The following is a 23,112-nucleotide window of genomic DNA, read 5'->3' as shown; positions in this document are numbered from 1 at the left end:
AACCGCACGGTACGGCAGGTGCGGGCATGCAGCTGAAGGCCCGCCTGGCAAGCCCCACCTGTCTATCCGGTAAGTGATCGCATTCCTACTTTTCCGAGACATCTTCCCTTTCGAGCTCCGCGTCTTCCCAAAGGCAGGAACGGTATCGGAGGGGACATATGGACTCGTCGGAGTACGACGGAAGCGAATGGGTTCTCCGCCTTGCGGGTTCCCCGGACCAGGTGGTCAGAGCCCGCCGCCTGGTCTCGATGACCCTGGGGCGAGACCATCCCCTCCACGACGACTGTGTCCTGCTGACCAGTGAGATCGCCACCAACGCGGTGATCCACTCCCGCTCCGGGGACGGTGGGGCGTTCACGGTCACCGTGGCCTACTCGGCGACGGGCGTGCGGGTCTGCGTCCAGGACGAGGGCTCCTCGCAGGCTCCCTGCGTCTGCCACGCCTCGGCGGACGCGACGGGGGGCCGCGGCCTGCCCCTGCTGGAGGCCCTGGCCCACCGCTGGGGCCTGGTCAGGGAGGCGGGGGCCAACCAGGTCTGGTTCGAGCTGGTGCTCGAACTGGCCGGGATGCGCGCGGGCAGCCTGGCCGGTGCCAGGTGAGCGCCGATCAGACCAGCCGCTCCGAGGGCGAGGCCGGGCGCGTGGCGGGACGGACGTCGAGTTCGGTCAGCAAGCCGGCCATCCGGGCGGCGCGGAGCGGATCGACGGGCAGGACGTGGCCGGTCCACCAGCGGGCGATCTCCGAGGACGGCCCCTCGGGCACCAGTTCCAGGTAGTCGTCCAGCGGAGGGTCGTAGATGAAGCCGGGCACCACGCCCCGGCTCTCCAGCCGGGCGACCACCTCGTCGCGGTTCTCGACCAGCAGGGGCACCCGCAGCAGCGGCTGCGGCGTCGCGTCGCGGACACCCTCGGCCGCCCAGGGCAGGGTACGCAGCAGTTCGACCCCGGCCACCCGCCGGTCGCGCTCGCGGTCGATCACCCGGAAGCGGGAGCGCTGGTAGCGGCGGAGCAGCGGCCCCTGGCGCATCCGCCAGTCGTCGAGGTCGATCCGCAGCCAGTGGTCCATGGCGCGCAGGTCTACCGGATCGCCGGCGAGGGCCGCGCGCAGTTCCTTCTCGCGGGGCGGGCAGCGGTGGCCGGTCCACTGGACGAGGCCGAGCGCTTTAAGGGCGTGCCACATCGGCCGGACCAGCCCGGTGCGGTAGATCGTCTCGCGCAGCACGGGCCGCAGCGTGCCGAGCAGCTGGGCGCGCGCCCCGCCGGGGAGCAGCGATGCGTCCCTGGCCCGGGCCAGCTCGGGCAGCGCGGCCGGATCCCGCGCGGTGAGGAACCCGCCGGACATAGCCCGTCCGTGCTTGGCGAGGCTGAACACCCCGGCGGTGCCGAACGTGCCCGCGGGGCGGCCGTGCACCGTCGTCTGCATGGCGTGCGCCGCGTCGTCGAGAAGGATCACGCCGCGCCGGTCGCACTCGGCCCGCAGCTCGGTCACCCGGTCGGGCTGGCCGTACAGGTGCGTGGTGACGACACCGGCCAGGCCGCTCCAGTCGATGTTGGGGACGTCGATGTTGCCGTCGCGCCAGGAGACCGGCGCCATCACCGGTTCCAGCCCGGCGGCCAGCACGATGAACAGCACGGTCTCGCAGTTCGTCGGTGAGATGAGCACCCGGTCGCCGCGTTCGAACCAGTGCCGCAGCGCCAGGAGCAGACCGAACCTGGCGGAGGGCACGTGCAGGCACTCCTGGCCGATCCGGTCTCGCATGGCCGCCTCAAGCTCGCGGCCGCCGTTCTGCCCGCTCACTGGGCCTTCCCCCGGGTGCGCAGCCGCCCGTACCGCTTCATGGCCCTGTCGGCGGCGCCGTACAGGGCCGGGCTGTCAAGGATGAACCGTCGCACGCGGCGGACCGGGGCGGTGCGCAGCCAGTGCGCCGCCGCGCCGGCCGAACGGCGGCGCGCGATGCCCTCGGTGACTGGAATCGTCCTGCTGCACAGTGCGTCCTTGTACTCCGAGCCGTTACTGATGCCGAGGTCCAGCGCGCTGACACCGATCTTCGCGGCGGCCTCGACCATACGCAGGTGCTGGATCAGGCCGGGGGAGTACTTGGCGTAGTCGGGGTCGTACGCGGGGAACCAGCCGATCATCATCGTGCCGGTGCGCAGCCCGAAGTGGCCCGCGACGGGCCTGCCGTCCGCGTACAGCATGGACAGCGGCCCGGCGAAGTCGGGGGTGTCGATGGCGTGCAGACGCTCGGTCAGCTCCACGACCCATGACTTGGCGAAGCGGTCGGGGCGGCCCATCCGCTGGTACTGGGCCGATTTCCAGCCCCGCAGCAGCCGGAACTGCTCCGCGTCGCGCACCGCGAACTCGGAGGTGATCTCGCCCGTGTCGCGGCCCAGCTTCCGTTCCTTGTACAGGGTGCTCTTGACGAACTTCGGAGAGCGTTCGCGCAACTCGTCGAGGAAGGCCGGGTAGCCGTCGGTGAAGTCGAGGACCACGGCCTCCTGCCTGAGCGTCTCGAACGGCTGGAACCAGGGCTGGTGATCGACCATGCAGCCGAACTCCCACACGCTCAGCCCGCACTTCTTGAGCAGGGTGTTGGAGTCGAATTCGGCGCCGGGCACGTGGACCACGCCCTGGGAGAGCGAGACCCATCCGCCCAGGGCGGTGCCCACCCCGCCGCCGTGCCGCTCGAAGGGGAAGAACCCGACAGGCCCGTCCGACTCGGTGATCACCGCCACCCGCGCTTCGGTGTGGACCTCACCCATCGCGATCGTGAAGTCCGGGCTGAGGAAGGGGTTGGCAAGGTGCGCGCTGGAGCGTTGCATCTCGCGCCAGGCCGCGACCTCGTCCGGGCCCAGCTCCGCCGGCCGGATGACGTCGACCCTCATGCGACCCCTCCTGCCGTGCCGGGGTGACCGGCGACCGTGCCTGCGGTGCGCGTCAACCTACCGTTCACGAGGAAGTGATCCTTTCTCGAAGCCCGGGTAAGGAACTGAACGTCGTCCTCGGAGCGGAGCACGTGCGATCCGACTGGCCCGTGGACATGGGTGATGTGCGTCACGGAGCGCGGGAACCGTCCCGGAACCGGGCAGCGATCCCCCTGCCGCCGCCCGATGCAGTGAATCTACCCAAAAATTAACTTACTTGCTAAGCGATATCGGAGACGGTCGGACTCGGCAGCACCGGGGGAACCCGGCGAGGGGTGGGTGGGATGGCCGGGACGAGCCGTTCGACGACAGGCAGGGCGCGGTGGGCGTAGAGCGGATCGACCGGCAGCACGTGCCGGCCCCACCAGTGCGCGATCTCGGGCTCCGGCGAGGGACTGGTGAATCCGGGCAGGTAGCTGTCGTACGGCGGGTCGTAGAGGTATCCGGTCGCGACCCCGTGCCGCTCCAGCTCGGCGATGGCCTCGTCCCGGCCCGAGACCAGCAGCGGGACCCGGAACAGCGGCTGATCCAGGTGCCGGTGGACGGCCGGCGCCACGGTGGGCAGCGTGGCCAGCGCCGAGACGCCGGCGATCCGCCGCGACCGCTGCCTGGGCAGCGTCCGCAGGCGCCTCGACTGGTACCAGCTTGAGAGGTGGCCACGCCTGGCCCGGTAGTCGTGCAGGTCGGCCTGGACCCAGGAGTCGAACGCCGGTAGCTGCGGCGCGTACTTCAGCGCCCTGACCAGATCCGCCGGGCGCGGGGCGATCCGGTAGCCCTCGCGCTCCTCCTCCATGCCGAACGCGCGCATCGCCCTCAGCGCCGGGCGGACCATGTTCAGGCGCAGCGCGGCGTGCCGGCCCACCGAGGTCAGCACGCTGTGGATCTCCTTCCTGAAGGCGCCCGGCTGCAGCAGCCGGTCACGGTCGCGCTCCAGGGTGCGCAGGTCCTCCAGGTGCTCGACCGCGATCACCCCGCCGGAACCCGCTCCGGCGTGCTTGGACAGGCTGAACACGCCCGCCACCCCGAAGGTGCCCAGCGGCCTGCCGTGCACGCTCGTCTCCATCGCGTGCGCGACGTCCTCGATCAGGATCTTGCCCGTGAACGCCGTCACCCGGTCGGGCAGGCCGTACAGGTTGGTGGTCAGCACCGCGTCGACCGTGTCGAGGTCGACGGCGCCCGCGTCGATGTTGCCGTCGTCGGCGGAGAGCGGGGCGATGACCGGGCGCAGCCCGGCGGCGAGCACGAGAAAGAGGATCTCATCGGCCGACAGCGGCGACATCAGCAACCGCTGGCCGGGACTGCACCAGTGCCGCAGGGCCAGATACAGACCCAGACGGTTGGAGGGCAGCGAAAGGCAGCGGCGGCCCGTTCGCTTCGCCACAATGTGCTCAGGAGTCACTGGAGACCGTTTATCACGTACGAGATCAAGACTGCAAACAGAGCAACGCCGTCCCTAACCTGCGACGACCTGGGACGCCTTGCCGTGGTTGATCACTCTGCGGATGTTCGGGAGGATCAGTAGCGCGACCAGGAGCTGGCTGCCGAGCATCGCGTAGCCCACCGCGGCGATCCCGAAGAGGGGGAACAGCAAGGCGATCGAGGTGAGGACCAGCACCGCCATCCCGATCTGGATGAGTGCGAGCTTGCGGGCCTCGCTCTGCGCGCGCAGCATGCTGAGGCAGATCTCGATCACCGTCTGGGGGAGCACGGCGATCGCCATCAGGCGGAGCAGCGGCGTGCCCGCCTCGGCGAACCCGGGGCCGAACACGCTCAGGATCAGGGGTGCGCCGACCACGACCACCGTGATGACCGGTCCGACGATCAGGAAGGTGCGACGCAGCGCGTTGCGCACGCTCTGCGCCAGCTGGGCGGCGTTGAAGGATCCCTCGACCGTCAGAGACACCGCCATGTTGGCCGCCAGCAGCCCGATCATGGAGCCCAGCGTGTGGGCTATCGAGAAGTAGCCGAACGTCGGCGCGTCGTCGAGCCAGCCCGCGATGATGACCGGGACCAGATAGAGGATCAGCAGGATGGAGAACGCGCCGGGGAAGTCTCCGGCCAGGAAACGCCCCACCTCGCGCAGGCGCGGCGGGTTCGCGGCGCTCTCCTCGGTGTTCTTGACGTGCTTGGGGATGATGACGCCGAAGATGAACCAGCTGATCGGGATCAGCGCCATGGCCGTCGGCACGATCCACGAGACGAAGATCCCGCCGAAGAGACCGCCCTCCGGCAGCGCGACCGCGAGCGCGGCGAGCATGCCCATCTTGACCAGGCCGAACGCCAGGCTGTTGACCGGTACCCAGACGGCCTTGCGCAGCCCGGCCAGGGTCACGTCCTGGAGGGTGAAGACCGTCCAGACGAGAACCGAGACGAGGAAGAACAGTCCGGGGCCGAACCCGGCGAGGTCGGCGTAGACCGCTCCCCACACCGGCAACGTCAGCAGGAACCCCAACGCCGCCACCAGGCCGGTGGCCCCGGCGATCGCGTAGCCGCGCAGGACGAACTCGGCGGTGCGGCGGCCGGCCACCGGGATGAACCTGGCCAGCGCGCCCGCGAAGGCGAGCCCGGTCAGAGAGGCGAACAGCCGCATCGCGCTGATCACGGCCTGGCCCTCACCGAACGCGGCGGCGGTGTACAGGTGCGTGGCGAGGAACCAGTAGCCGAGGCCCAGCACGGCGGTGATCCCGGTATTGATCATCAGTGCGTAGCCCTGGAGGAACAGGGGGTTTCTCAGATCCTTGCGCAGGCGGTCCATCAGCCCGGTCCTGCGCTCCTCGGTCACTGTCCGGCCCATCGCCTGGTCGCCTCCGTCGCGCGTCACCTCGTCATCATCGGGTGGAGCGCTTGCAGCGACCTTGCCGTCGGCTGCACGCAGGCCGGTGGCCGAGTCCGGTCGCGTCCCCGGCAGGTCCGGCCGGGTGCCCGACGGGGGGGTGCCGCCCTCGTGCCAGGCGGGCAGCCCCGTGCCGTTCTCATTCACCTCGACGCCCCCGATCCGCACTACTCTCCGAGGCGGTGCCGGACGCCCGCTCGGCACGCGTGCGGGATGGTTCGACGGCATTCCCGAGGGGAGCGGGATGGCGCCGCACCAGCGTTCGCGTCTCGTCACGAGATCGGCCGGTCACCGAGAGGTACATGAGAATCGGCACGTGAGCCATGATGCCCCAGTTTCAGGCGGGCCGTGTCCGGCATGTATCCGGAAGTACCCGGCAGGGCTCGATCGTGATGGGGAGCGCCCTGTTTTATCCGGGAATGGTGCTGCCACCAGCGGGGGAGGCGAGGAGGCGATCCAGGACGCGGACGCCGAACTCCAGGCCCTCGACGGGAACGCGCTCGTCCACGCCGTGGAACATGCCGAAGTAGTCGAGTTCCGGGGTGAGCATCAGCGGGGCGAAGCCGTAACCCCTGATGCCGAGCCTCGCGAAGGACTTGGCGTCCGTGCCGCCGGACATCACGTACGGCACCGGTCGCGCCGCCGGGTCCTCGGCCACCAGGGCCGCGCCGAGCCGCTCGAAGAAGGGCGAGTCCATCGGGGCGGAGGGGGCGTCCTCCAGGTTGACGAACTCCCTCCTCACCCGGGGGCCGAGCAGGCGGTCGATCGTCTCCAGGAACTCCTCCCGGCCCCCCGGTAGGAACCGCCCGTCGACGTGGCCCACGGCGGTGCCGGGAACCACGTTGACCTTGTAGCCCGCCTGGAGCATCGTCGGGTTCGCCGAGTTCCGGATCTGCGCCCCGAACAGGGAGCCGATCCGGCCGAGCCGTTCGGCCTCCTCCTCCAGCCGGTCGAGGTCGATGCGCTCACCGAGGATGTCCGACAGGCTCTCGATCAGCGTCGCCACCTCGGGCGTCAGCCGCACCGGCCAGTGGTGAGAGGCGATCCGGGACATGGCATGGCAGAGCTCGGCCACCGCGTTGTCCACCGGCGGGCGGGAGCCGTGGCCCGCGACGCCGGTCGCGGTGAGTCTCATCCAGGCGGTGCCGCGCTCGCCCACCGCGACCGGGTAGATCCGTGCTCCGGGAGCCTCGACGCTGTAACCGCCGGACTCGCTGATCGCCTCGGTACAGCCGTCGAACAGCTCGCGGTGGTGTTGCACCGCGTATCGCGCGCCGTACTCGCCGGTGGCCTCCTCGTCGGCGAGGAACGCCAGCACCACGTCCCGCCCAGGCCGTACTCCGCGCCGTGCCCACTCACGGACCAGGGTGAGCGTCATGGCCAGGGTGCCCTTCATGTCGACCGCGCCCCGGCCCCAGACGCAGCCGCCGGAGACCTCTCCGGAGAACGGATGAACCTGCCAGTCGGAGGCGTGGGCGGGGACCACGTCGAGATGGCCGTGGATCAGCAGGGCGTCGGGGGAGTCGCCGGGGATCCTGGCGACCACGCTGGTCCTGTGCCTGGCCGACTCGAACACCACCGGTTCGATGCCGGCCTCCGACAACAGGGTGGCGACGTGCTCGGCCGCCGGACGTTCGCCGGAGCCGGGATTGGTGGTGTCGAACCTGATCAGGTCCGAGCAGATCTGTGTGACCTCACTCATCGAAGAACGCCCCCCGGAGACGATGGCCCAAATACAGGACCAAAGGTGCATACCCCTCCGGAGCGGGAGGGGCACCTCGAGGTTCGCCTCAATGTACTCCCGGTCGGCTGTGACGCCGCTACCTCCAAGAGGGGCCGGGAGCCTGGCCGCTACCGGCCTGATGTGGTCTGCGGGGCCTTCTTGGCCGCCGCCTTGGCCACGCTGGGGTCGCCCGCCGCGAAGGCCTCGGCGACCTTTCCCCCGATGCGCCCGCGCTCACTCACCTCGATTCCGTGGGACTTCGCCCACGCCCGGATCTCGGCGCTCCGCTCGCGGCTGCCGCCGGAACCCTTTGCCCGGCCCTTGCGGCCCAGGGAGGTGCTCGCCTTGCGGGCGGCGGACTGGAAGGGCTTAAGGGCCTCGCGGAGTTTTGTGGCGTTCTTCGTGCTCAGGTCGATCTCGTAGGCGGTCCCGTCCAGGCCGAACGAGACGGTCTCGTCCGCCCGCTTCCCGGTGATGTCATCGGTGAACGTGACGACTTGCTGACGTGCCATTGTGTCACTCCTTAATCTTGGCGCCAGAGTGTGCGGCTGTGAACCCGGCCGGCGATGGCTCCCGCGTCTCTTCCCCGGTAGTAAAACTCTAGCCTCTCCTTTCGCGGTCGCGCCGGAGATCCACTCGCTCGGGTTAATTACCCAAGGTTGAACTCCGGCGTCTCCACGTCATTGGGAAATGCTTCCCGCCGGCGAGGGATTAAAAACGACGGCGGCGCCGGGACCCCCTTGGTGTCTTGTATCCCGGGATCTGTCGGTTACCCCTGGCGGGTTTTCTGGATGGAGGTGTCCGAGCGCTTTGGAGATTCGTGACCTCCGGGTGGTTTCCACCCCGGTCGCCGTGAAAAATCGACTTCGGCTGCTTGGGGGCGTTCGGGTTCATCGTTCCACTGCCGTTCGTTTCGAGGGATCCACCGTGTCGGCCGTGCTGCCCTCCTGGTGTGCGGGTGCGTCCTCCGTGCCGTTTTCGCTGGTCGTGGCAATTGCCGGGATGAGGCGGCGGGGAGCGGCGAGCGGGACCGGGTCCGCCGGGAGGGGCGGCGGAGGGGCGCTGTGAGACCCGCTCCGGAGGTTCGTCGGACAATTCACGCATGCCCGGTGTCTGTCATCGAACGTGTTGCAGGATTTCCGGAGGACAAATGACTTCCTCGCGCTCCGGAATGCGGGCCGTGTGTCCCCGGTTTTGCCGGCCCGCTGGATCCGGATGCGTTCGAAGGTGGTCACCGACACACGGTCGATCACATTGGGGCGTGCTCCCGGCACTCTCGGGTGAGGCAAGGCGCGCCGCGCGGACCGCATGATTTCGGACGTCTCGCATTGCGAGCGAGCGGGAGCCGCCGACCTCGTTTGCTCCTTGACCGCCATTGGCCCGTTCCATCGTCCGGGTGGACCAACAAGCGGTGTTCCCCGAATTGTTCGCGTAACGGCCGGAGAGTGATACGGGCATTGCCCGTTCCCTCAGGGGCGGGTGTGTCGTCGCGCCTCGTCCCGTTCTGTTCCGCCATCCCCGGTTCTTCAGCGGGTTGCTCACCCAGGCCGCATGACCGCGGAGACCTCCCCCCGCCCCGCCGTGCGGGAGGTCAAAGGTAGAGACCGGTGTTCTCGGGGACGGCCGTGCGGCTGAACGCGCCGTCGCGGAGCGCGAAGAGCTCGGCGAGGGTCGCACCGGCGGGAGAGAGCCCTTCGGTGCCGCCGAGCCAGTGGGCGGCCTCGTCGTAGGGGAGAGAACCGATCTCGATCTGGGCGAGGCAGCGGCCCGGGCGGGTGACGGCCGGGTGCAGACGGGCCAGATCCTCGTTGGTGGTGATGGCCACCAGGACGTCACGGCCCTGGCCGAGGAGCCCGTCGGTCAGGTTGAGCAGGCGTGACAGGCCCTGTCCGGTGGCCTCCTTGGCGCCGGATCTGATCAGCTCGTCGCAGTCCTCCAGCACCAGGAGCCGCCACCGCTTACCGTCGTCGTCGTCAAAGCCGACCGCGACCTCCATGAGGTAGCCGGGGGAGTCGAACAGCCGCTCCGGGTCGAGCACGCAGTCGACCTGGCACCATGACCGCCACTCGTGGGCGAGCGTACGCAGCAGCGTCGTCTTGCCGGTGCCCGGCGGGCCGTGCAGCAGGACCAGCCTGCCGTGCGCGTCGGAGGGGGTGACGGACATCAGCCGTGACAGCCGCTCGCCGACCGACCTGGCGTAGTTGCCGGAGATATCCGCCCAGGGGGAGACGGTGATCGGCTTCTCCGAGCGACGGCTGCCGTGGGAACCCTGCCACCAGAAGCCCATCTCGACGTGGCCGCTCTCGGGGGCGGGCTCCTCGGCGTCCTTGACGATCTCGTCGATCACCGAGCGGGCCAGCTCCTCGTCGACCGCGGTCACGCTGACCGTGGCGGCGCGGTTGCGGTGGCGGACCACGCGCAGCGTCCAGCCCTCCCCGCACAGCAGTCGCGAGTCACGGCCGTCCTTCTCCACCGCCGCCCGGAGGAGTGTCCCGGAGGCGGGGGTGAGGGGGGCGTCGGAGCGGACCCGTTCCAGGTCCGCGGTGCACGACCACGGCTGGGCTCCGGTGGCGAACGGCGACAGCGCGAGGGCGTCGATCACATCCACCGCGGAGTCGGCGTCGTCGAGCCAGATCTTCATCGGCAGCTCCACCGGGCGGGGCTCCGGGGAGAAGTGGACCTCCTTGAGTACGGACATGGCGGTAATGATCCTCTTGGGGCGTCCGCCGGTCGACGGGTTTTCGCAAGGGGCCGGGCTCAGGGGGCCGCCGGCGGCGCGGGAGCCTCGGGGGCGGTGCGGAGCAGGGCGTCGACCAGGGGGCTCGGCGGGCGGGTCAGCGGGCCGGTGAGGACGAGGGCGCGGGTCAGGGACGGCTTCAGCGGGATCATGACGAGCCCGGGGGTGAGGAGACCGCGGCCGAGGTCGGGAACCGTCGAGACGCCGATACCCGCGGCGATCATGCCGATGAGCGTGCCGAGCTCGCGCACATGCTGGGCCGGAGCGTAGGGGACGCCCGCCAGGGAACACAGGGTGCGGGTCTGTGGCTCGCAGCCCCCCTTGGAGACGAGCAGCGGATCCTCCGCCAGCTCGGCCATCGTGATGTACGCCTGGCCGGCCAGCGGGTGGTCGGCGCGGATCACCGCGTGGAAGGCGTCGCGGCCCACCACCACATGCGCGGGAGGCGGGGGCACCGGATCGACGAGGATCGCGGCGTCGACGACTCCGGTCTCCAGCCAGGGGGACAGCTCGTCGTCGTCGCCCTCGAAGACCTGCACCTCGACACCGGGAAGCTCCGCGCGCCACGTCCGCATGAGCTGGGGGAGCAGCCCGCAGCAGACCGTGGGCGGGGCGGCGACGCGGACGACTCCGGTGTGCTGCCCCAGATGCGCGGAGACGGCCTCGTCGATGGCGGCGACCGAGGCGAGCGCCGCCTGGGCGTACGGCAGGATCGTCGCCCCCAGGGCCGTGGGTCCCACGCCTCCGTGCCGCAGCACCAGCGGTGCGCCGAGAGCGCGCTCGAGCGCGGCGAGCGCGTGGGAGACCGCCGACTGGGACATGCCCAGCTCCTCGGCGGCCACGCCGAAGCCGCCGTTCGCGATCACGGCGGTGAAGACCCGGAGCTGCGCGACCGTGGCACTCATGAGGACATCTCATCACACTGCTGGGGAAACTCATTGGACACATGATCCGGGCCTGATGAGACTGCTTGGATGACCCGTGAAAGAACCGCCTCGCCATCTCCACCGGTGCGGGCGGTCGACGTCGTACCGTCCCCGGCGAGCCGGTCCGTGCTTGCCCAATATCTCGCGCTGGCCCTGACCTGGGGGGCCAGCTTCCTGTTCATCAAGGTCGCCCTCACCGGGCTGTCTCCCGTTCAGACGGTGCTGGGCCGTCTCACGCTGGGAGCGCTCACCCTCAACGTGATCATGTTGGTGACCCGCCGGAGGTGGCCGAGGCAGGCGAGACTCTGGGCGCACCTGGGGGTGGTCGCACTGCTGCTGTGCGTGGTGCCGTTCCTGCTGTTCGCCTGGGCCGGGCAGTACATCCCCTCGGGACTCTCCAGCATCTACAACGCCACGACGCCGCTGATGACGATGGTCGTGACCCTGGCCGCGCTCCGGCAGGAGCGCCTGGCGGCGGCGGGGGTGCTCGGTCTGCTGCTGGGTGCGGCCGGTGTCGTCGTCGTCCTGGCCCCGTGGAACCTGACCGGGGCCGCCGGCCCCGGATGGGCGCAGGCGGCCTGCCTGGGGGCGACGTTCTGCTACGGCCTGGCCTTCGCCTACACGCGGCGCTTCGTGGTCTCCTACGGCTACGACGCCCCCACGATCGCCGCCGCCCAGATCAGCGTGGCGGCCCTGGTCATGCTCGCGCTGAGCCCGCTGCTGGCCACCGGTCCCGTGCGCCTGGACCTGCCCGTCGTGGCGAGCATGGCCGCCCTGGGCATCCTGGGCACGGGGCTCGCCTACATCTGGAACACCACGGTCATCGTCCGTTGGGGGGCGACGGCCGCCTCGACGGTGACGTACCTGACCCCGCTGGCGGGTGTCGTCCTCGGGGTGCTCGTCCTGGGCGAGGCGCTGACATGGAACCAGCCGCTGGGTGCGGTGGTGGTCGTTGTCGGCATCATGGCCGGCCAGGGCGTGTTCGGTTCCCGGCCTGGCCGCCGGTCTCGGTGACCAGGCCTGCGGGTCAGGGCGTTGTCCTCGCGCCCGGGCCACGCGGCGCCGGCCACGCGGCCGGTGTCGAAGCCGAGGGCGGTCAGGGGTGAGGGGGGCGCGACCATGAGGGCGAGGCCGTCCATGCCCACCCGGAGCGGGAGGTGTCGCGGGTAGGCGAGGTCTGCCGAGAGGCCCGCGGGCGTTTTTCTGGTTTAGGGCGCCCGGCTGCGGTCAGGGGGATGGCTGTTTCGCTGCCCGGCGACCAACCGGAACGTTCCCACATCACGATACGACGATAGATCAGTTGATTAACAGCACCATACGGTGTCGTATCAACCATTACGCTCCGGTAGGGGAATATCACTCAGACAGTGGAGACGTTCCGTGGCCATCGATCTTGTTACTCGCCGCGAGTGGGGCGCTCGCCAGCCGCGCGGTTCCTACAGCGGGCTCAGCTCCACCCGGGGAGTGAAGGTCCACTACACGGGCGGCCAGGTCAGCCCGGATATCGTGAACGACCACGCCAAATGCGTTGCTTTGGTGAAATCCATCCAGAATCACCACATGGACGGCAATGGATGGATTGACGTGGGTTATTCCATGCTGGTCTGTCCGCATCGGAAGGTCTTCGAGGGCCGGGGGCCGAATCGCGTGCCGGCCGCCAACGGCGCCGGTCTCAACAGTGACCATTACGCGGTGCTCGGCCTGGTCGGCTCGTCGGGGCTCACCAAGCCGACCGACGGCATCCTGCACGGCATCCTCGACGCCGTCGAATACCTCAGGGACAAGGGCGGGGCGGGTAAGGAGATCAAGGGCCATCGCGACGGCTACTCGACCAGCTGCCCCGGCGAGCCCCTGTACGCGTGGGTCAAGCGGGGCGCCCCCCGTCCCGGCGGAGGGGCCTCCAACCCGCCGGAACCGCACCCCTCCTTCCCCGGACGCACGCTCAAGCAGCCGCCGATCATGGAGGGTGCGGACGTCCGCACCTGGCAGCGGCGGATGCGCGACCGAGGCTGGAACATCGACGCCGACGGTCTGTACGGCCCTGCCTCCAGCGATGTCTGCACGAAGTTCCAGAAGGAGAAGGGTCTGCCCGTCACCGGCGCCGTCAACCGCGCCACCTGGGACGCGGCCTGGCAGGAACCCGTCAGCTGACCGGCGGCTCCTCCGGATGGTCCGGGAATCCCCCTTCGGCTCCTTCCGACGACTCTCCTGTTGATGTTTGTCCGGAGCCCGGGGAGAGTTCGAAAAAAGGCAACCTTTAGTATCCGGTGCATGACGGTGTCGCCTGAGGAACCCCGACCGGCCGCCGAGTTCCCACCGACCACGCGTGAGCGGTGGCGGGAGCTGGCGCTCGGGGTATTGCGCAAGTCCGGGGTTGAGACCGGCTCCCCGGAGGAGGCGTTGGCCTCCACCACCTACGACGGTGTGACGATCGCGCCGCTCTATGACGCGTCCGATCTGCCCGGCGATCCCGGCCTTCCCGGATCCGCCCCCTACATCAGGGGCTCCGCCCCCGAGGGGGGCTGGGAGGTGCGGCAGCGCCACGAGGTGCCCGATTCCGAGGCGATCCTCACGGACCTGGAGAACGGCGTCACCTCACTGTGGCTCACCCTCGATCCCGAGGACCTGCCGCGGGCCCTGGAGCGGGTCCACCTGGATCTGATCTCGGTCACGCTCGACGCGGGCAAGCGGACCCGCGAGGCGGCCGAGGTGCTCCTCGGGCTGGCGGGTGAGAAGGCCGGCACGCTGAGGGGGAACCTGGGAGCCGACGCGCTCGCCGACGCGGAGACCGCGATCGAGCTGGCCCGCCGCTGCGTTCGGGACCACCCCGGCCTCAGGGCCGTCACGGTGGACGCCACCGTCTATCACGACGCGGGAGGCGGTGACGCCGAGGAGCTCGGTTGCTCCCTCGCCGCCGGAGTCGCCGCGCTGCGTACCCTGACCGGCGCCGGCCTGACCGTGCCCGAGGCGTTCGGGCAGCTGGAGTTCCGGTACGCGGCCACCGCCGACCAGTTCCTCACCATCGCCAAGCTCCGGGCCGCCCGCAGGCTCTGGGCGCGGGTCGCCGAGGTGTGCGGCGCCCCCGACGAGGGACAGCGGCAGCACGCGGTGACCAGTTCGGCCATGATGACCGCCCGCGATCCGTGGGTGAACATGCTCCGTACCACGCTCGCCTGTTTCGCGGCCGGGACCGGCGGGGCCAACGCGGTGACCGTCCAGCCCTTCGACGCCCGCCTCGGCCTGCCGGACGCCTTCGCCCGCCGTATCGCGCGCAACACCCAGTCGCTGCTCGTCGAGGAGGCCGGTGTGGCCCGGGTGATCGACCCGGCCGGCGGCTCCTGGTACGTCGAGCGGCTCACCGAGGACCTGGCCTTCAGAGCCTGGGAGTGGTTCCAGGAGATCGAGCGCGCCGGGGGCGTCGGGGCCGCCGAGGGCTCCGCGCTCGTCGCCGGACGGCTCGCCGCCACCTGGGAGCGGCGCTCGGCCGACATCGCCAGGCGCCTCGATCCGATCACCGGCGTCAGCGAGTTCCCCGACCTCGCCGAGCGGCCCCTGGTCAGGCAGGCCCGGCCCACCGGGGACACCGGGGTGCACTACGCGCAGGAGTTCGAGGCGTTGCGCGACCTGGCCGACGCCCAGGCGAGCCGGCCGAAGGTCTTCCTGGCGACCATCGGCCCGGTGGCCGCGCACACCGCCAGGGCGTCGTTCGCGGCCAACCTGTTCCAGGCGGGCGGCATCGCCACCGTGGCCGGTGGCGCCACGACGGACCCCGCGGAGATCGCCGCCGCGTTCTCCGCGTCCGGTACCGAGGTCGCGTGCCTGTGCTCCAGCGACCGGCTGTACGCCGAACACGCCGAGGCGGTGGCCGCCGCGCTGCGGGGTGCGGGGGCACGCAGGATCTGGCTGGCAGGAAAGGGAGGGTTCGAGGGCGTGGACGCCAACCTCTACACCGGGTGCGACGCGCTCGGCGCGCTCCGGACGACCTTCGACGACCTGGGGGTGGCTCGATGATTCCCGACTTCTCCGAGATCGAACTCGGTGCGCGACCGGCGGTGCCCGGCCCCGCCGCGGGAGACGGACCTCGTGGCCCGGCGTGGGAGACGCCCGAGGGGATCGACGTCAAGCCGCTCTACACCGCCGCTGACATCGACGGTCTCGACTTCCTGGAGACCTACCCCGGCGCCGCGCCCTACCTGCGCGGTCCGTACCCGACCATGTACGTCAACCAGCCGTGGACCATCCGGCAGTACGCCGGTTTCTCCACCGCGGCCGAGTCCAACGCCTTCTACCGGCGTAACCTGGCAGCCGGGCAGAAGGGACTGTCGGTCGCCTTCGACCTGGCGACCCACCGGGGCTACGACTCCGACCACCCGCGCGTCGCCGGGGACGTCGGCATGGCGGGCGTGGCCATCGACTCCATCTACGACATGCGGCAGCTGTTCGACGGGATCCCCCTCGACAGGATGAGCGTGTCGATGACCATGAACGGCGCGGTGCTTCCGGTGCTCGCGCTCTACGTCGTGGCCGCCGAGGAGCAGGGGGTGGCGCCCGAGCAGCTCGCCGGGACCATCCAGAACGACATCCTCAAGGAGTTCATGGTCCGCAACACCTACATCTATCCGCCGGGCCCCTCGATGCGGATCATCTCCGACATCTTCGCGTACACCAGCGAGAGGATGCCGAAGTTCAACTCGATCTCGATCTCCGGGTACCACATCCAGGAGGCCGGGGCCACCTGTGACCTGGAGCTCGCCTACACCCTCGCCGACGGGGTGGAGTACCTGCGGGCGGGTGTCGAGGCGGGCATGGACATCGACAGGTTCGCGCCGCGGCTGTCGTTCTTCTGGTGCATCGGCATGAACTTCTTCATGGAGGTCGCCAAGCTGCGGGCCGCCCGGCTGCTCTGGTCGCGGCTGGTGTCCGGGTTCGACGCCAAGAACCCCAAGTCGCTCTCGCTGCGGACCCACTCGCAGACCTCCGGATGGTCGCTCACCGCCCAGGACGTCTACAACAACGTCGTCCGCACCTGCGTCGAGGCGATGGCCGCGACCCAGGGCCACACCCAGTCGCTGCACACCAACGCGCTGGACGAGGCGCTGGCCCTGCCCACCGACTTCTCCGCGCGGATCGCCCGCAACACCCAGCTGCTGCTCCAGCAGGAGTCGGGTACCTGCCGGGTGATCGACCCCTGGGGTGGTTCCTACTACGTCGAGCGGCTCACCCACGAGCTGGCGACCAGGGCATGGGCCCACATCGAGGAGGTGGAGGCCGCCGGAGGCATGGCGAAGGCCATCGACGCCGGGCTGCCCAAGCTCCGCATCGAGGAGGCCGCCGCCCGTACCCAGGCGCGCATCGACTCCGGGCGCCAGCCGGTCATCGGCGTCAACAAGTACCGGCCCGACGCCGACGAGCCCATCGAGGTGCTCAAGGTCGACAACACCTCGGTACGCGCCCAGCAGCTCGACAAGCTGCGCCGCCTGCGCGCCGAGCGCGACCCCGGGCGGGTGGAGGAGGCACTGGCGGCACTCACCAAGGGGGCCGCGGGCGACGGGAACCTGCTCGCGCTGGCGATCGAGGCGGCCCGTGCCATGGCCACGGTCGGGGAGATCTCCGACGCCCTGGAGCGGGTGTTCGGGCGGCACGCGGCACAGATCCGTACGATCACCGGCGTGTATCGCGAGGAGGTGGGATCCGGCGTGGACGCGGTCCGCGAGGCGTGCGCCGAGTTCGAGCGGCTGGAGGGCCGCCGCCCCCGCATCCTGGTGGCGAAGATGGGCCAGGACGGTCACGACCGGGGCCAGAAGGTGATCGCCACGGCCTTCGCCGACCTCGGCTTCGACGTGGACGTCGGCCCGCTGTTCCAGACGCCCGAGGAGGTCGCCCGGCAGGCGGTCGAGGCGGACGTGCACGTGGTCGGCGTGAACTCGCTGGCCGCCGGCCACCTCACGCTCGTGCCGGCGCTCCGCGAGGCGCTGGCCGAGCTGGGTGCGGAGGACGTCATGATCGTGGTCGGCGGTGTCATCCCGCCGGGCGACTTCGACGAGCTGCGCGCCGCGGGCGCGAGCGCGATCTTCCCGCCCGGCACCGTCATCGCCGACGCGGCCAGGGGACTGCTGGCGGACCTGCTCACCCGGCTGGGTCATGACGCGGACGCTTGACGACTACGTCCAGGGGGTGAAGAAGGGCTCCAGGGTGTGGATCGCGCGGGCGATCACACTGGTGGAGTCCTCCAGGGCCGACCACAGGGAACTGACCCAGCGGTTGCTGGCCGAGCTGACCCCGCTGGCCGGCACGGCGCGCCGGGTCGGCATCACCGGCGTGCCCGGCGTCGGCAAGTCCACGTTCGTCGACGCGCTCGGCACGCGGCTGACCGGGGAGGGGCACCGGGTGGCGGTGCTCGCCGTCGACCCGTCCTCGACCCGTACCGGCGGGAGCATCCTGGGCGACAAGACCAGGATGTCCCGCCTGGCGGTCGACCCGGCCGCCTTCATCCGCCCCTCGCCCACCTCGGGCACCCTGGGCGGGGTGGCCAGGGCGACTCGCGAGGCGATGGTCGTGGTGGAGGCGGCCGGGTACGACGTCGTCCTGGTGGAGACCGTCGGGGTCGGCCAGTCGGAGACCACCGTCGCCGACATGGTCGACACCTTCCTGCTGCTCACCCTGGCCAGGACGGGCGACCAGCTCCAGGGCATCAAGAAGGGCGTGCTGGAGCTGGCCGACGTGATCGCGATCAACAAGGCCGACGGTGCCGAGGGCAGCTCCCACGAGCTGGACGCACGCAGGGCCGCCAGGGAACTCGCCGGAGCGCTCCGCCTGCTGGGCGCGGAGCGGACGCCTCCGGTGCTCACCTGCAGCGGGATGACCGGTAACGGCCTGGAGGAGGTCTGGCAGCAGGTCGTCAGGCACCGCGACGCGCTGGAGGCCTCGGGGGAGCTGGCCGAGCGCCGCCGCCGCCAGCAGGTCCGCTGGACCTGGGCCATGGTCACCGACCGGTTGCTCGCCCGGCTCCGCGAGCACCCCGAGGTCGCGGCGATCATCACCGAGGTGGAACGCGAGGTCGCCGAGGGTGACCTCACCCCGTCTCTCGCGGCCGACCGTCTGCTGGCCGCCTTCACACGTTGACCGGTGCCGCCCGTTCTCCCGCCGACACCCCGCGTGCCCACATCCGCGTGGCGTGTACGACCGGGAGAGCGGGCCGGTCTTCGGAGTGCCCCCGCCTGCCCACATCCGCGTGGCACCCACGGAGCCCGCGTTCGCGCCGTCGTAACCGCCGCCTAACCCCGCACCCGCGTCCGTACAGAATCCGAAAGCTCGGCGTGACACGTGATCATGCTGCTGACCTGCAGAGATGGGTCGCCTTTGGGTAACGTCCACCTTTGATCGTCAGTACGCCGCCGCCGGACGGTTGGACCGTTCACATGGCGGAGTCGAGTGCGGAGGCGACAGGGGGACGGCAGGCGGAGGCCGGGGCCGAACGCGGCCCGTCACCGTCACACGCGACATTAACTATGTCAAGTGGGTGGTCGACGATTTTTGTGTTAATAGCATGTTTCTCCGCATTAAGGCGAAGTATTTTACGGCACGGGTTGATCGTTCCAGGGTGATCATGTGATAATTCGCCCTAACGGTTATGAATGTTGCAATAAATACTGCTTTAGATACGCACCGTATGAGAGAGCGCGATAGGGCATGCGAGGGCTACCGGGGTGACCGGTTCCAGGTTTTTCTCGTACGCAAGCACAGCCATGACGCGGTGGCCCGTTCGCGGATCGCGTCGCCCCGCCCGTGCGCTCCGGCGCGGGTGGTCGTTCACGCTGCGTTGGCTCACACGGCGCGAGGTGGGAGAACATACCGATGTCGATCGACGCGAGCGCTCAGACGCTCCGCCGGGTCAAGACCATCCCCGTCCACCGCGTCCTGCCGGACTTCGCCCGTGACCCCGTGAACGCCCTGGCCGACATCGGCGGGCAGGTGGGTGGCGAACTCGTCCGGTTGAGCCTCGGCCCGTTCCGTCCCTATCTGGTGACGCATCCGGAGCACGTCCAGCAGGTGCTGAAGGGTGACTGGACGAACTACCAGCGCGAGGGCATGTTCTGGCGCCCCCTGCGGCGCCTGCTCGGCGCCAGCATCCTCGGAGAGGGCCGGCCATGGGAGTCCAGCAGGAAGGCGCTGCAACCCCTCTTCACCACGCGCTACGTCGCCTCGATCGCCGACCGGCTGGCGGAGACCATCACCGCGCGGATGGATGAGCTCGACGAGTACGCCGGAAAAGGACAGCCGGTCAACGCCGCGGAGGAGATGGCCGGCATCGTCAACGACGCCGTGGTGAGGGTACTGTTCGGAGACAAGATCAGCCGCGCGGACGGCGAGCGTCTCGCGCCCGCCTACCACACCGCGGCCGGCTCGATCACCTTCCGCCTGCTCATGCCGTTCATGCCCTACTCCATCCGGGTACCCGGCGACCGGGCCTTCATGAAGGCGGTCAAGACGATCGACGACGTGGTCTTCCCGGTGATCAGGAAGGCGCGGGCCGAGCCCGGAGACGGTTCCGACGTGATCTCCGCGCTCTGCGGGCTCCGCGACGACGACACGGAAGGGGCCGGTGACCGGCAGATCCGCGACGACCTGGTCAGCGTCTACGGGGCGGCGTCGGAGTCCACCGCGACGACCCTGACCTGGCTCTGGCCGCAGCTGGACGCGCACCCCGAGGTGGCGGCCAGGCTCTACGCGGAGATCGACCGGGTGGTCGGTCCCGGTCCCGTGAAGCCCGAGCACGTCGCCGAGCTGCGCTACACCCGGATGGTCCTCCAGGAGCTCCTCCGCCTCTATCCGGCGGGCTGGATCTTCCCCCGGATGGCGATGCGGGACGGCGAGATCGACGGGGTGCGGATCAAGGCGGGTTCCCAGATGCTGATCAGTCCCTACGCCACGCACCGGCTGGAGAGGTTCTGGGATCGGCCGCTGGAGTTCGACCCGGAGCGGTTCGCCCCAGAGGAGCAGCCACGCCGGCACAAGTACGCCTACTTCCCCTTCGGAGGTGGCCCGCACCAGTGCTTGGGCCAGCACCTCTTCTACGTCGAGGCGCCCCTGCTGCTCGGGGCGATCCTCAGCCGCTTCCGGATGAGAGTCCGCACCGAGGGGCCCTTCACCCCGGCCCCGGCCGCCTCGCTACGGCCCCGGAAGGACATCGAGCTGGACGTCGTCCGGGTCGAGCGCGTCACCGGAGGCACGCCATGACCGCTCTCCAGGGCCTCGAAGGTTCCGGCGGCCAGGGCGATCTGCCCGACGCCGTCGACAGCGGGATGGTCTGCGCCGTGGCGGGGCAGTCCCAGCGGGACATGCGCGGGTGGACCGCCACCTACCCCGAGCTGTTCTCCGCCAAGCCTTTCGACGCCGCCCTCTACAGCACGCTCTCGCTGGCCATGGCGTTCAGTGGCCCCTGGTTCGACGCCGAGCGGCTGCGGATGGCCAACAAAGCCTGCCTGTGGGCTTTCGGCCTGGACTGGCTCGTCGACTACGTCGCCACCTCGCCCGCCGAGGCCGAGGCCATCGCCCGGCGGAGCCTGGCCACGGCCGAGGGCGCGCCGCCGGTTCCCGGCGACGACCTGACGCGGATGCTGGCCGACATCCGCGACGAGCTCGTCACCTCCCCCGCGTTCCCGGTGCTCGGGCCCGTCTGGCACGAGGAGTTGCGGCTCATGCTGGACGCCATGCTGCGCGAGTGGCACTGGAAGAGCGAGGGAGGCCGGCCTTCGTTCGAGGAATACCTCGGCAACGCCGACAACCTGGGCTTCTCCTTCGCCTTCACCTCGCACTGGATCCACACCGGCGGCCCGGTCGCGGAAGCCGACCTCGCGCCGATCCGGGAGGCGAGCCGGGCGGTGCAGCGGGTGATCCGGCTCCTCAACGACCTGGGCACCTACGAGCGCGACCTGAGCTGGGGCGACCTCAACGCCCTGCTGCTCGGCGTCGACCGCCCCGAGGTCGAGCGGCACGTCGCCGCGCTCGCGGCCACGAGCCGGGAGCTGATCGCCCCCCTACGCTCCGGGCACCCGGAGATCGCCGGCTACCTGGAGCGGCAGATGGACTTCTGCGCGGGGTTCTACCGGGTCGGCGACTACTGGGGAGTGCTGTGAGCGTTCCCGAGCTTCTCGCGTCCGGCCCCGAGCAGAAGCGGGCGATCGCGCGCGTCGACGTGGCCGCCGAGGCGCGCGACCTGGTCGCCGGGCTCGTGGCCGCCCCCTGGGGGCAGGTCTCCGCCTCGGTGTACGAGACCGGGCGGCTGGTGAGCACGGCACCGTGGCTGTCCGGCCATGCCGGCCGCGTACGCTTCCTGCTCGACTCCCAGCGCCCCGACGGGGGCTGGGGCACTCCCGGCGGCTACGCCCTGGTCCCCACACTGAGCGCGACCGAGGCGCTCCTCGCCGAGCTGCGCCGCGGAGCCTCCGCGCGCCCCGCAGGCACCGAACGCGGCGTCACCCGGGACGCCGAGCGGCTCCCCGGCCCGAGTTCCCGCGTCCTGACCGAGGCCGCCGCGCGGGGACTGCGGGCGCTGGAGCGCTGGTCGGGTGAGGAGACGCGAGCGTCCCTGCCCGACATGCCGGCGATCGAGCTCATCGTGCCCACCCTGACCTCCACGATCAACGCTCACCTGGTCTCGGGTGGCGGGAGACTGGAGACGCCCGCGGGCATGGACGGGGTGAAGCTGGCCGCGATCCGCGAGTGGCTCGCCTCGGGCGCCGCCGTGCCCCAGAAGCTCGTCCACGCCCTGGAGGTGATCGGCGAGGTCGCCTCGGAAGCGGCGGGCGTCAGTCCCGTCCCGGTCGGCGTGGCACGGGTCGTGCCCGAGGAGGCCACCGGGGACGGTGATCCGACGACCGCGGCCCCATCGGAGCCGATCGCGGCCGTCGGCGCCTCGCCGGCGGCGGCCGTGGCATGGCTCGGGACGCGGGGCGCCACGGAGCCGGACGATCCGGTGCTGCGCTACCTGGAGGAGGTCGTGGGCAGGAGCGGTGGTCCCGTGCCCTGCGCCACCCCGATCACGGTGTTCGAGCGGGGATGGGCACTGAGCTGGCTGCTACGCGCCGGGGTCACCCCGGTGGTGCCCGCCTCCCTGACGGCGAGCCTGCGCGAGGCGCTCGGCTCCGGCCGCAGCGCGGCCGGCCCGGGACTGCCGCCGGACGCTGACACCACCTCCGTCGCCTTCTACGCGCTGGCCCTGCTGGGAACCCCCCTCGAACCCGCCGGGTTGTGGGCGTACGAGACAGGCACCCACTTCTGCACCTGGGAGGGGGAGGAGGGTGCCTCCCCGACCGTCAACGCGCACGTCCTGGACGCCTTCGGTGAGTACCTGCGGCGCGGTCCGGCCATCCCTGACCCCCGCTATGCCGAGGCCGTGCGAAAGCTGTCGGCCTGGCTGCGAGACCGGCAGGAAGCCGACGGGAGCTGGCTGGACCGCTGGCACGCCTCGCCGTACTACGCGACGGCCTGCTGTGCGATCGCACTGGCGGACTTCGGCGGGGAGGAGTCGGCGGTCGCGGTGCGGGCGGCCGAGAGCTGGGTGCTCGACACCCAGCGCCAGGACGGGTCCTGGGGACGCTGGGAGGGGACCGCGGAGGAGACCGCGTACGCGTTGCAGACCCTGCTGCTGGCCGCAGGTCCCCTGGCACGGCACGACGACGCGCGCGCTGCGGCCCTGGAGCGGGGCCATCGCTACCTGCTGGCCTCCGTCACCGACAGGGGCGAATCCATCGACGCCTCGCCGCTCTGGCACGACAAGGACCTCTACCTGCCGGTCGCCATCGTGCGGGCGGCGGTGCTGGGCGCACTCCATCTCGTGCGCCGGGCACCGTCCTCCACGGCCCGGCGCCCCGCGCAGCCTGACGACCTCCACGCTGTGACGGAAAGTAATCAGGACTCAACGGAGGAAAGCTGACCGGAAAAGGACAAATGAACACAGGGCTCCAATG

The 23,112-nt window shown here is 70.5% G+C and carries 17 protein-coding genes; 9 read left to right on the top strand and 8 right to left on the bottom strand.

Annotation, left to right across the window (positions count from 1 at the left end; genetic code table 11):
• The first annotated feature begins 158 nt into the window (after positions 1-158).
• Complete coding sequence (locus ACQP0P_RS29960; RefSeq protein WP_433360734.1) at positions 159-599, top strand: ATP-binding protein; 441 nt, start codon at positions 159-161, stop codon at positions 597-599.
• 7 nt (positions 600-606) lie between these two features.
• On the opposite strand, the gene ACQP0P_RS29955 is transcribed toward ACQP0P_RS29960, so the two are convergent.
• The 8 genes from ACQP0P_RS29955 to ACQP0P_RS29920 all read right to left on the bottom strand — a co-directional run bounded on the left by ACQP0P_RS29955 (position 607) and on the right by ACQP0P_RS29920 (position 11,122).
• Positions 607-1,797, bottom strand: coding sequence for a DegT/DnrJ/EryC1/StrS family aminotransferase (locus ACQP0P_RS29955; protein ID WP_433360731.1), 1,191 nt, complete (start codon positions 1,795-1,797; stop codon positions 607-609).
• Positions 1,794-2,885, bottom strand: coding sequence for a GNAT family N-acetyltransferase (locus ACQP0P_RS29950; protein ID WP_433360728.1), 1,092 nt, complete (start codon positions 2,883-2,885; stop codon positions 1,794-1,796). The genes ACQP0P_RS29955 and ACQP0P_RS29950 overlap by 4 nt, the downstream gene beginning before the upstream one ends.
• 259 nt (positions 2,886-3,144) lie before the next feature.
• Positions 3,145-4,305, bottom strand: coding sequence for a DegT/DnrJ/EryC1/StrS family aminotransferase (locus tag ACQP0P_RS29945; RefSeq protein ID WP_433360725.1), 1,161 nt, complete (start codon positions 4,303-4,305; stop codon positions 3,145-3,147).
• 72 nt (positions 4,306-4,377) lie between these two features.
• Positions 4,378-5,904, bottom strand: a complete 1,527-nt coding sequence (locus ACQP0P_RS29940; protein WP_433360722.1) for a lipopolysaccharide biosynthesis protein — start codon at positions 5,902-5,904, stop codon at positions 4,378-4,380.
• 262 nt (positions 5,905-6,166) lie between these two features.
• Entirely contained in the window at positions 6,167-7,459 is a 1,293-nt protein-coding gene (locus ACQP0P_RS29935) for a M20/M25/M40 family metallo-hydrolase (RefSeq protein WP_433360719.1), read from the bottom strand.
• A gap of 149 nt (positions 7,460-7,608) precedes the next feature.
• Positions 7,609-7,992: a histone-like nucleoid-structuring protein Lsr2 gene (locus ACQP0P_RS29930; protein WP_433360716.1), complete on the bottom strand. Its 384-nt coding sequence runs from the start codon at positions 7,990-7,992 to the stop codon at positions 7,609-7,611.
• Positions 7,993-9,071: 1,079 nt separating this feature from the next.
• Entirely contained in the window at positions 9,072-10,178 is a 1,107-nt protein-coding gene (locus ACQP0P_RS29925) for a DUF5925 domain-containing protein (protein ID WP_433360713.1), read from the bottom strand.
• A gap of 59 nt (positions 10,179-10,237) precedes the next feature.
• The gene (locus tag ACQP0P_RS29920; protein WP_433360710.1) at positions 10,238-11,122 is read right to left on the bottom strand and encodes a LysR family transcriptional regulator; all 885 of its coding nucleotides are present in this window, start codon (positions 11,120-11,122) and stop codon (positions 10,238-10,240) included.
• Positions 11,123-11,191: 69 nt separating this feature from the next.
• Between ACQP0P_RS29920 and ACQP0P_RS29915 the strand changes: the two genes are divergently transcribed.
• The 8 genes from ACQP0P_RS29915 (at position 11,192) to ACQP0P_RS29880 (ending at position 23,078) form a co-directional block, all read left to right on the top strand.
• Positions 11,192-12,157 carry a DMT family transporter gene (locus ACQP0P_RS29915; RefSeq protein WP_433360707.1) on the top strand — a complete coding sequence of 322 codons (966 nt, stop codon included), beginning with the start codon at positions 11,192-11,194 and terminating at the stop codon, positions 12,155-12,157.
• Between the two features lie 546 nt (positions 12,158-12,703).
• Positions 12,704-13,294 (top strand): peptidoglycan recognition protein family protein, encoded by a 591-nt coding sequence (locus ACQP0P_RS29910; RefSeq protein ID WP_433360704.1) that lies wholly within the window; start codon positions 12,704-12,706, stop codon positions 13,292-13,294.
• 120 nt (positions 13,295-13,414) lie between these two features.
• On the top strand, positions 13,415-15,154 hold the full coding sequence (locus tag ACQP0P_RS29905; RefSeq protein ID WP_433360701.1) for a methylmalonyl-CoA mutase family protein: 1,740 nt from the start codon (positions 13,415-13,417) through the stop codon (positions 15,152-15,154).
• A complete protein-coding gene (scpA, locus tag ACQP0P_RS29900) occupies positions 15,151-17,301 on the top strand; it encodes a methylmalonyl-CoA mutase (RefSeq protein ID WP_433360698.1) in 2,151 nt (716 codons plus the stop codon). The genes ACQP0P_RS29905 and scpA overlap by 4 nt, the downstream gene beginning before the upstream one ends.
• The gene (meaB, locus tag ACQP0P_RS29895) at positions 17,285-18,265 is read left to right on the top strand and encodes a methylmalonyl Co-A mutase-associated GTPase MeaB (protein WP_433360695.1); all 981 of its coding nucleotides are present in this window, start codon (positions 17,285-17,287) and stop codon (positions 18,263-18,265) included. Before scpA ends, meaB begins: the two co-directional genes overlap by 17 nt.
• A 732-nt stretch (positions 18,266-18,997) precedes the next feature.
• Positions 18,998-20,380, top strand: a complete 1,383-nt coding sequence (locus ACQP0P_RS29890) for a cytochrome P450 (RefSeq protein ID WP_433360692.1) — start codon at positions 18,998-19,000, stop codon at positions 20,378-20,380.
• Positions 20,377-21,279 carry a terpene synthase family protein gene (locus ACQP0P_RS29885; protein WP_433360689.1) on the top strand — a complete coding sequence of 301 codons (903 nt, stop codon included), beginning with the start codon at positions 20,377-20,379 and terminating at the stop codon, positions 21,277-21,279. The genes ACQP0P_RS29890 and ACQP0P_RS29885 overlap by 4 nt, the downstream gene beginning before the upstream one ends.
• Positions 21,276-23,078, top strand: coding sequence for a prenyltransferase/squalene oxidase repeat-containing protein (locus ACQP0P_RS29880; protein ID WP_433360686.1), 1,803 nt, complete (start codon positions 21,276-21,278; stop codon positions 23,076-23,078). The genes ACQP0P_RS29885 and ACQP0P_RS29880 overlap by 4 nt, the downstream gene beginning before the upstream one ends.
• Positions 23,079-23,112 lie beyond the last annotated feature (34 nt).

Origin of the sequence: Streptosporangium sp. CA-115845 (assembly GCF_050943795.1) — a bacterium.
In the GTDB taxonomy this organism is placed as follows: Bacteria; Actinomycetota; Actinomycetes; order Streptosporangiales; family Streptosporangiaceae; genus Streptosporangium.
Note: the sequence above shows the minus strand (reverse complement) of the source record. Positions and strands in the feature narration are given on the sequence as shown.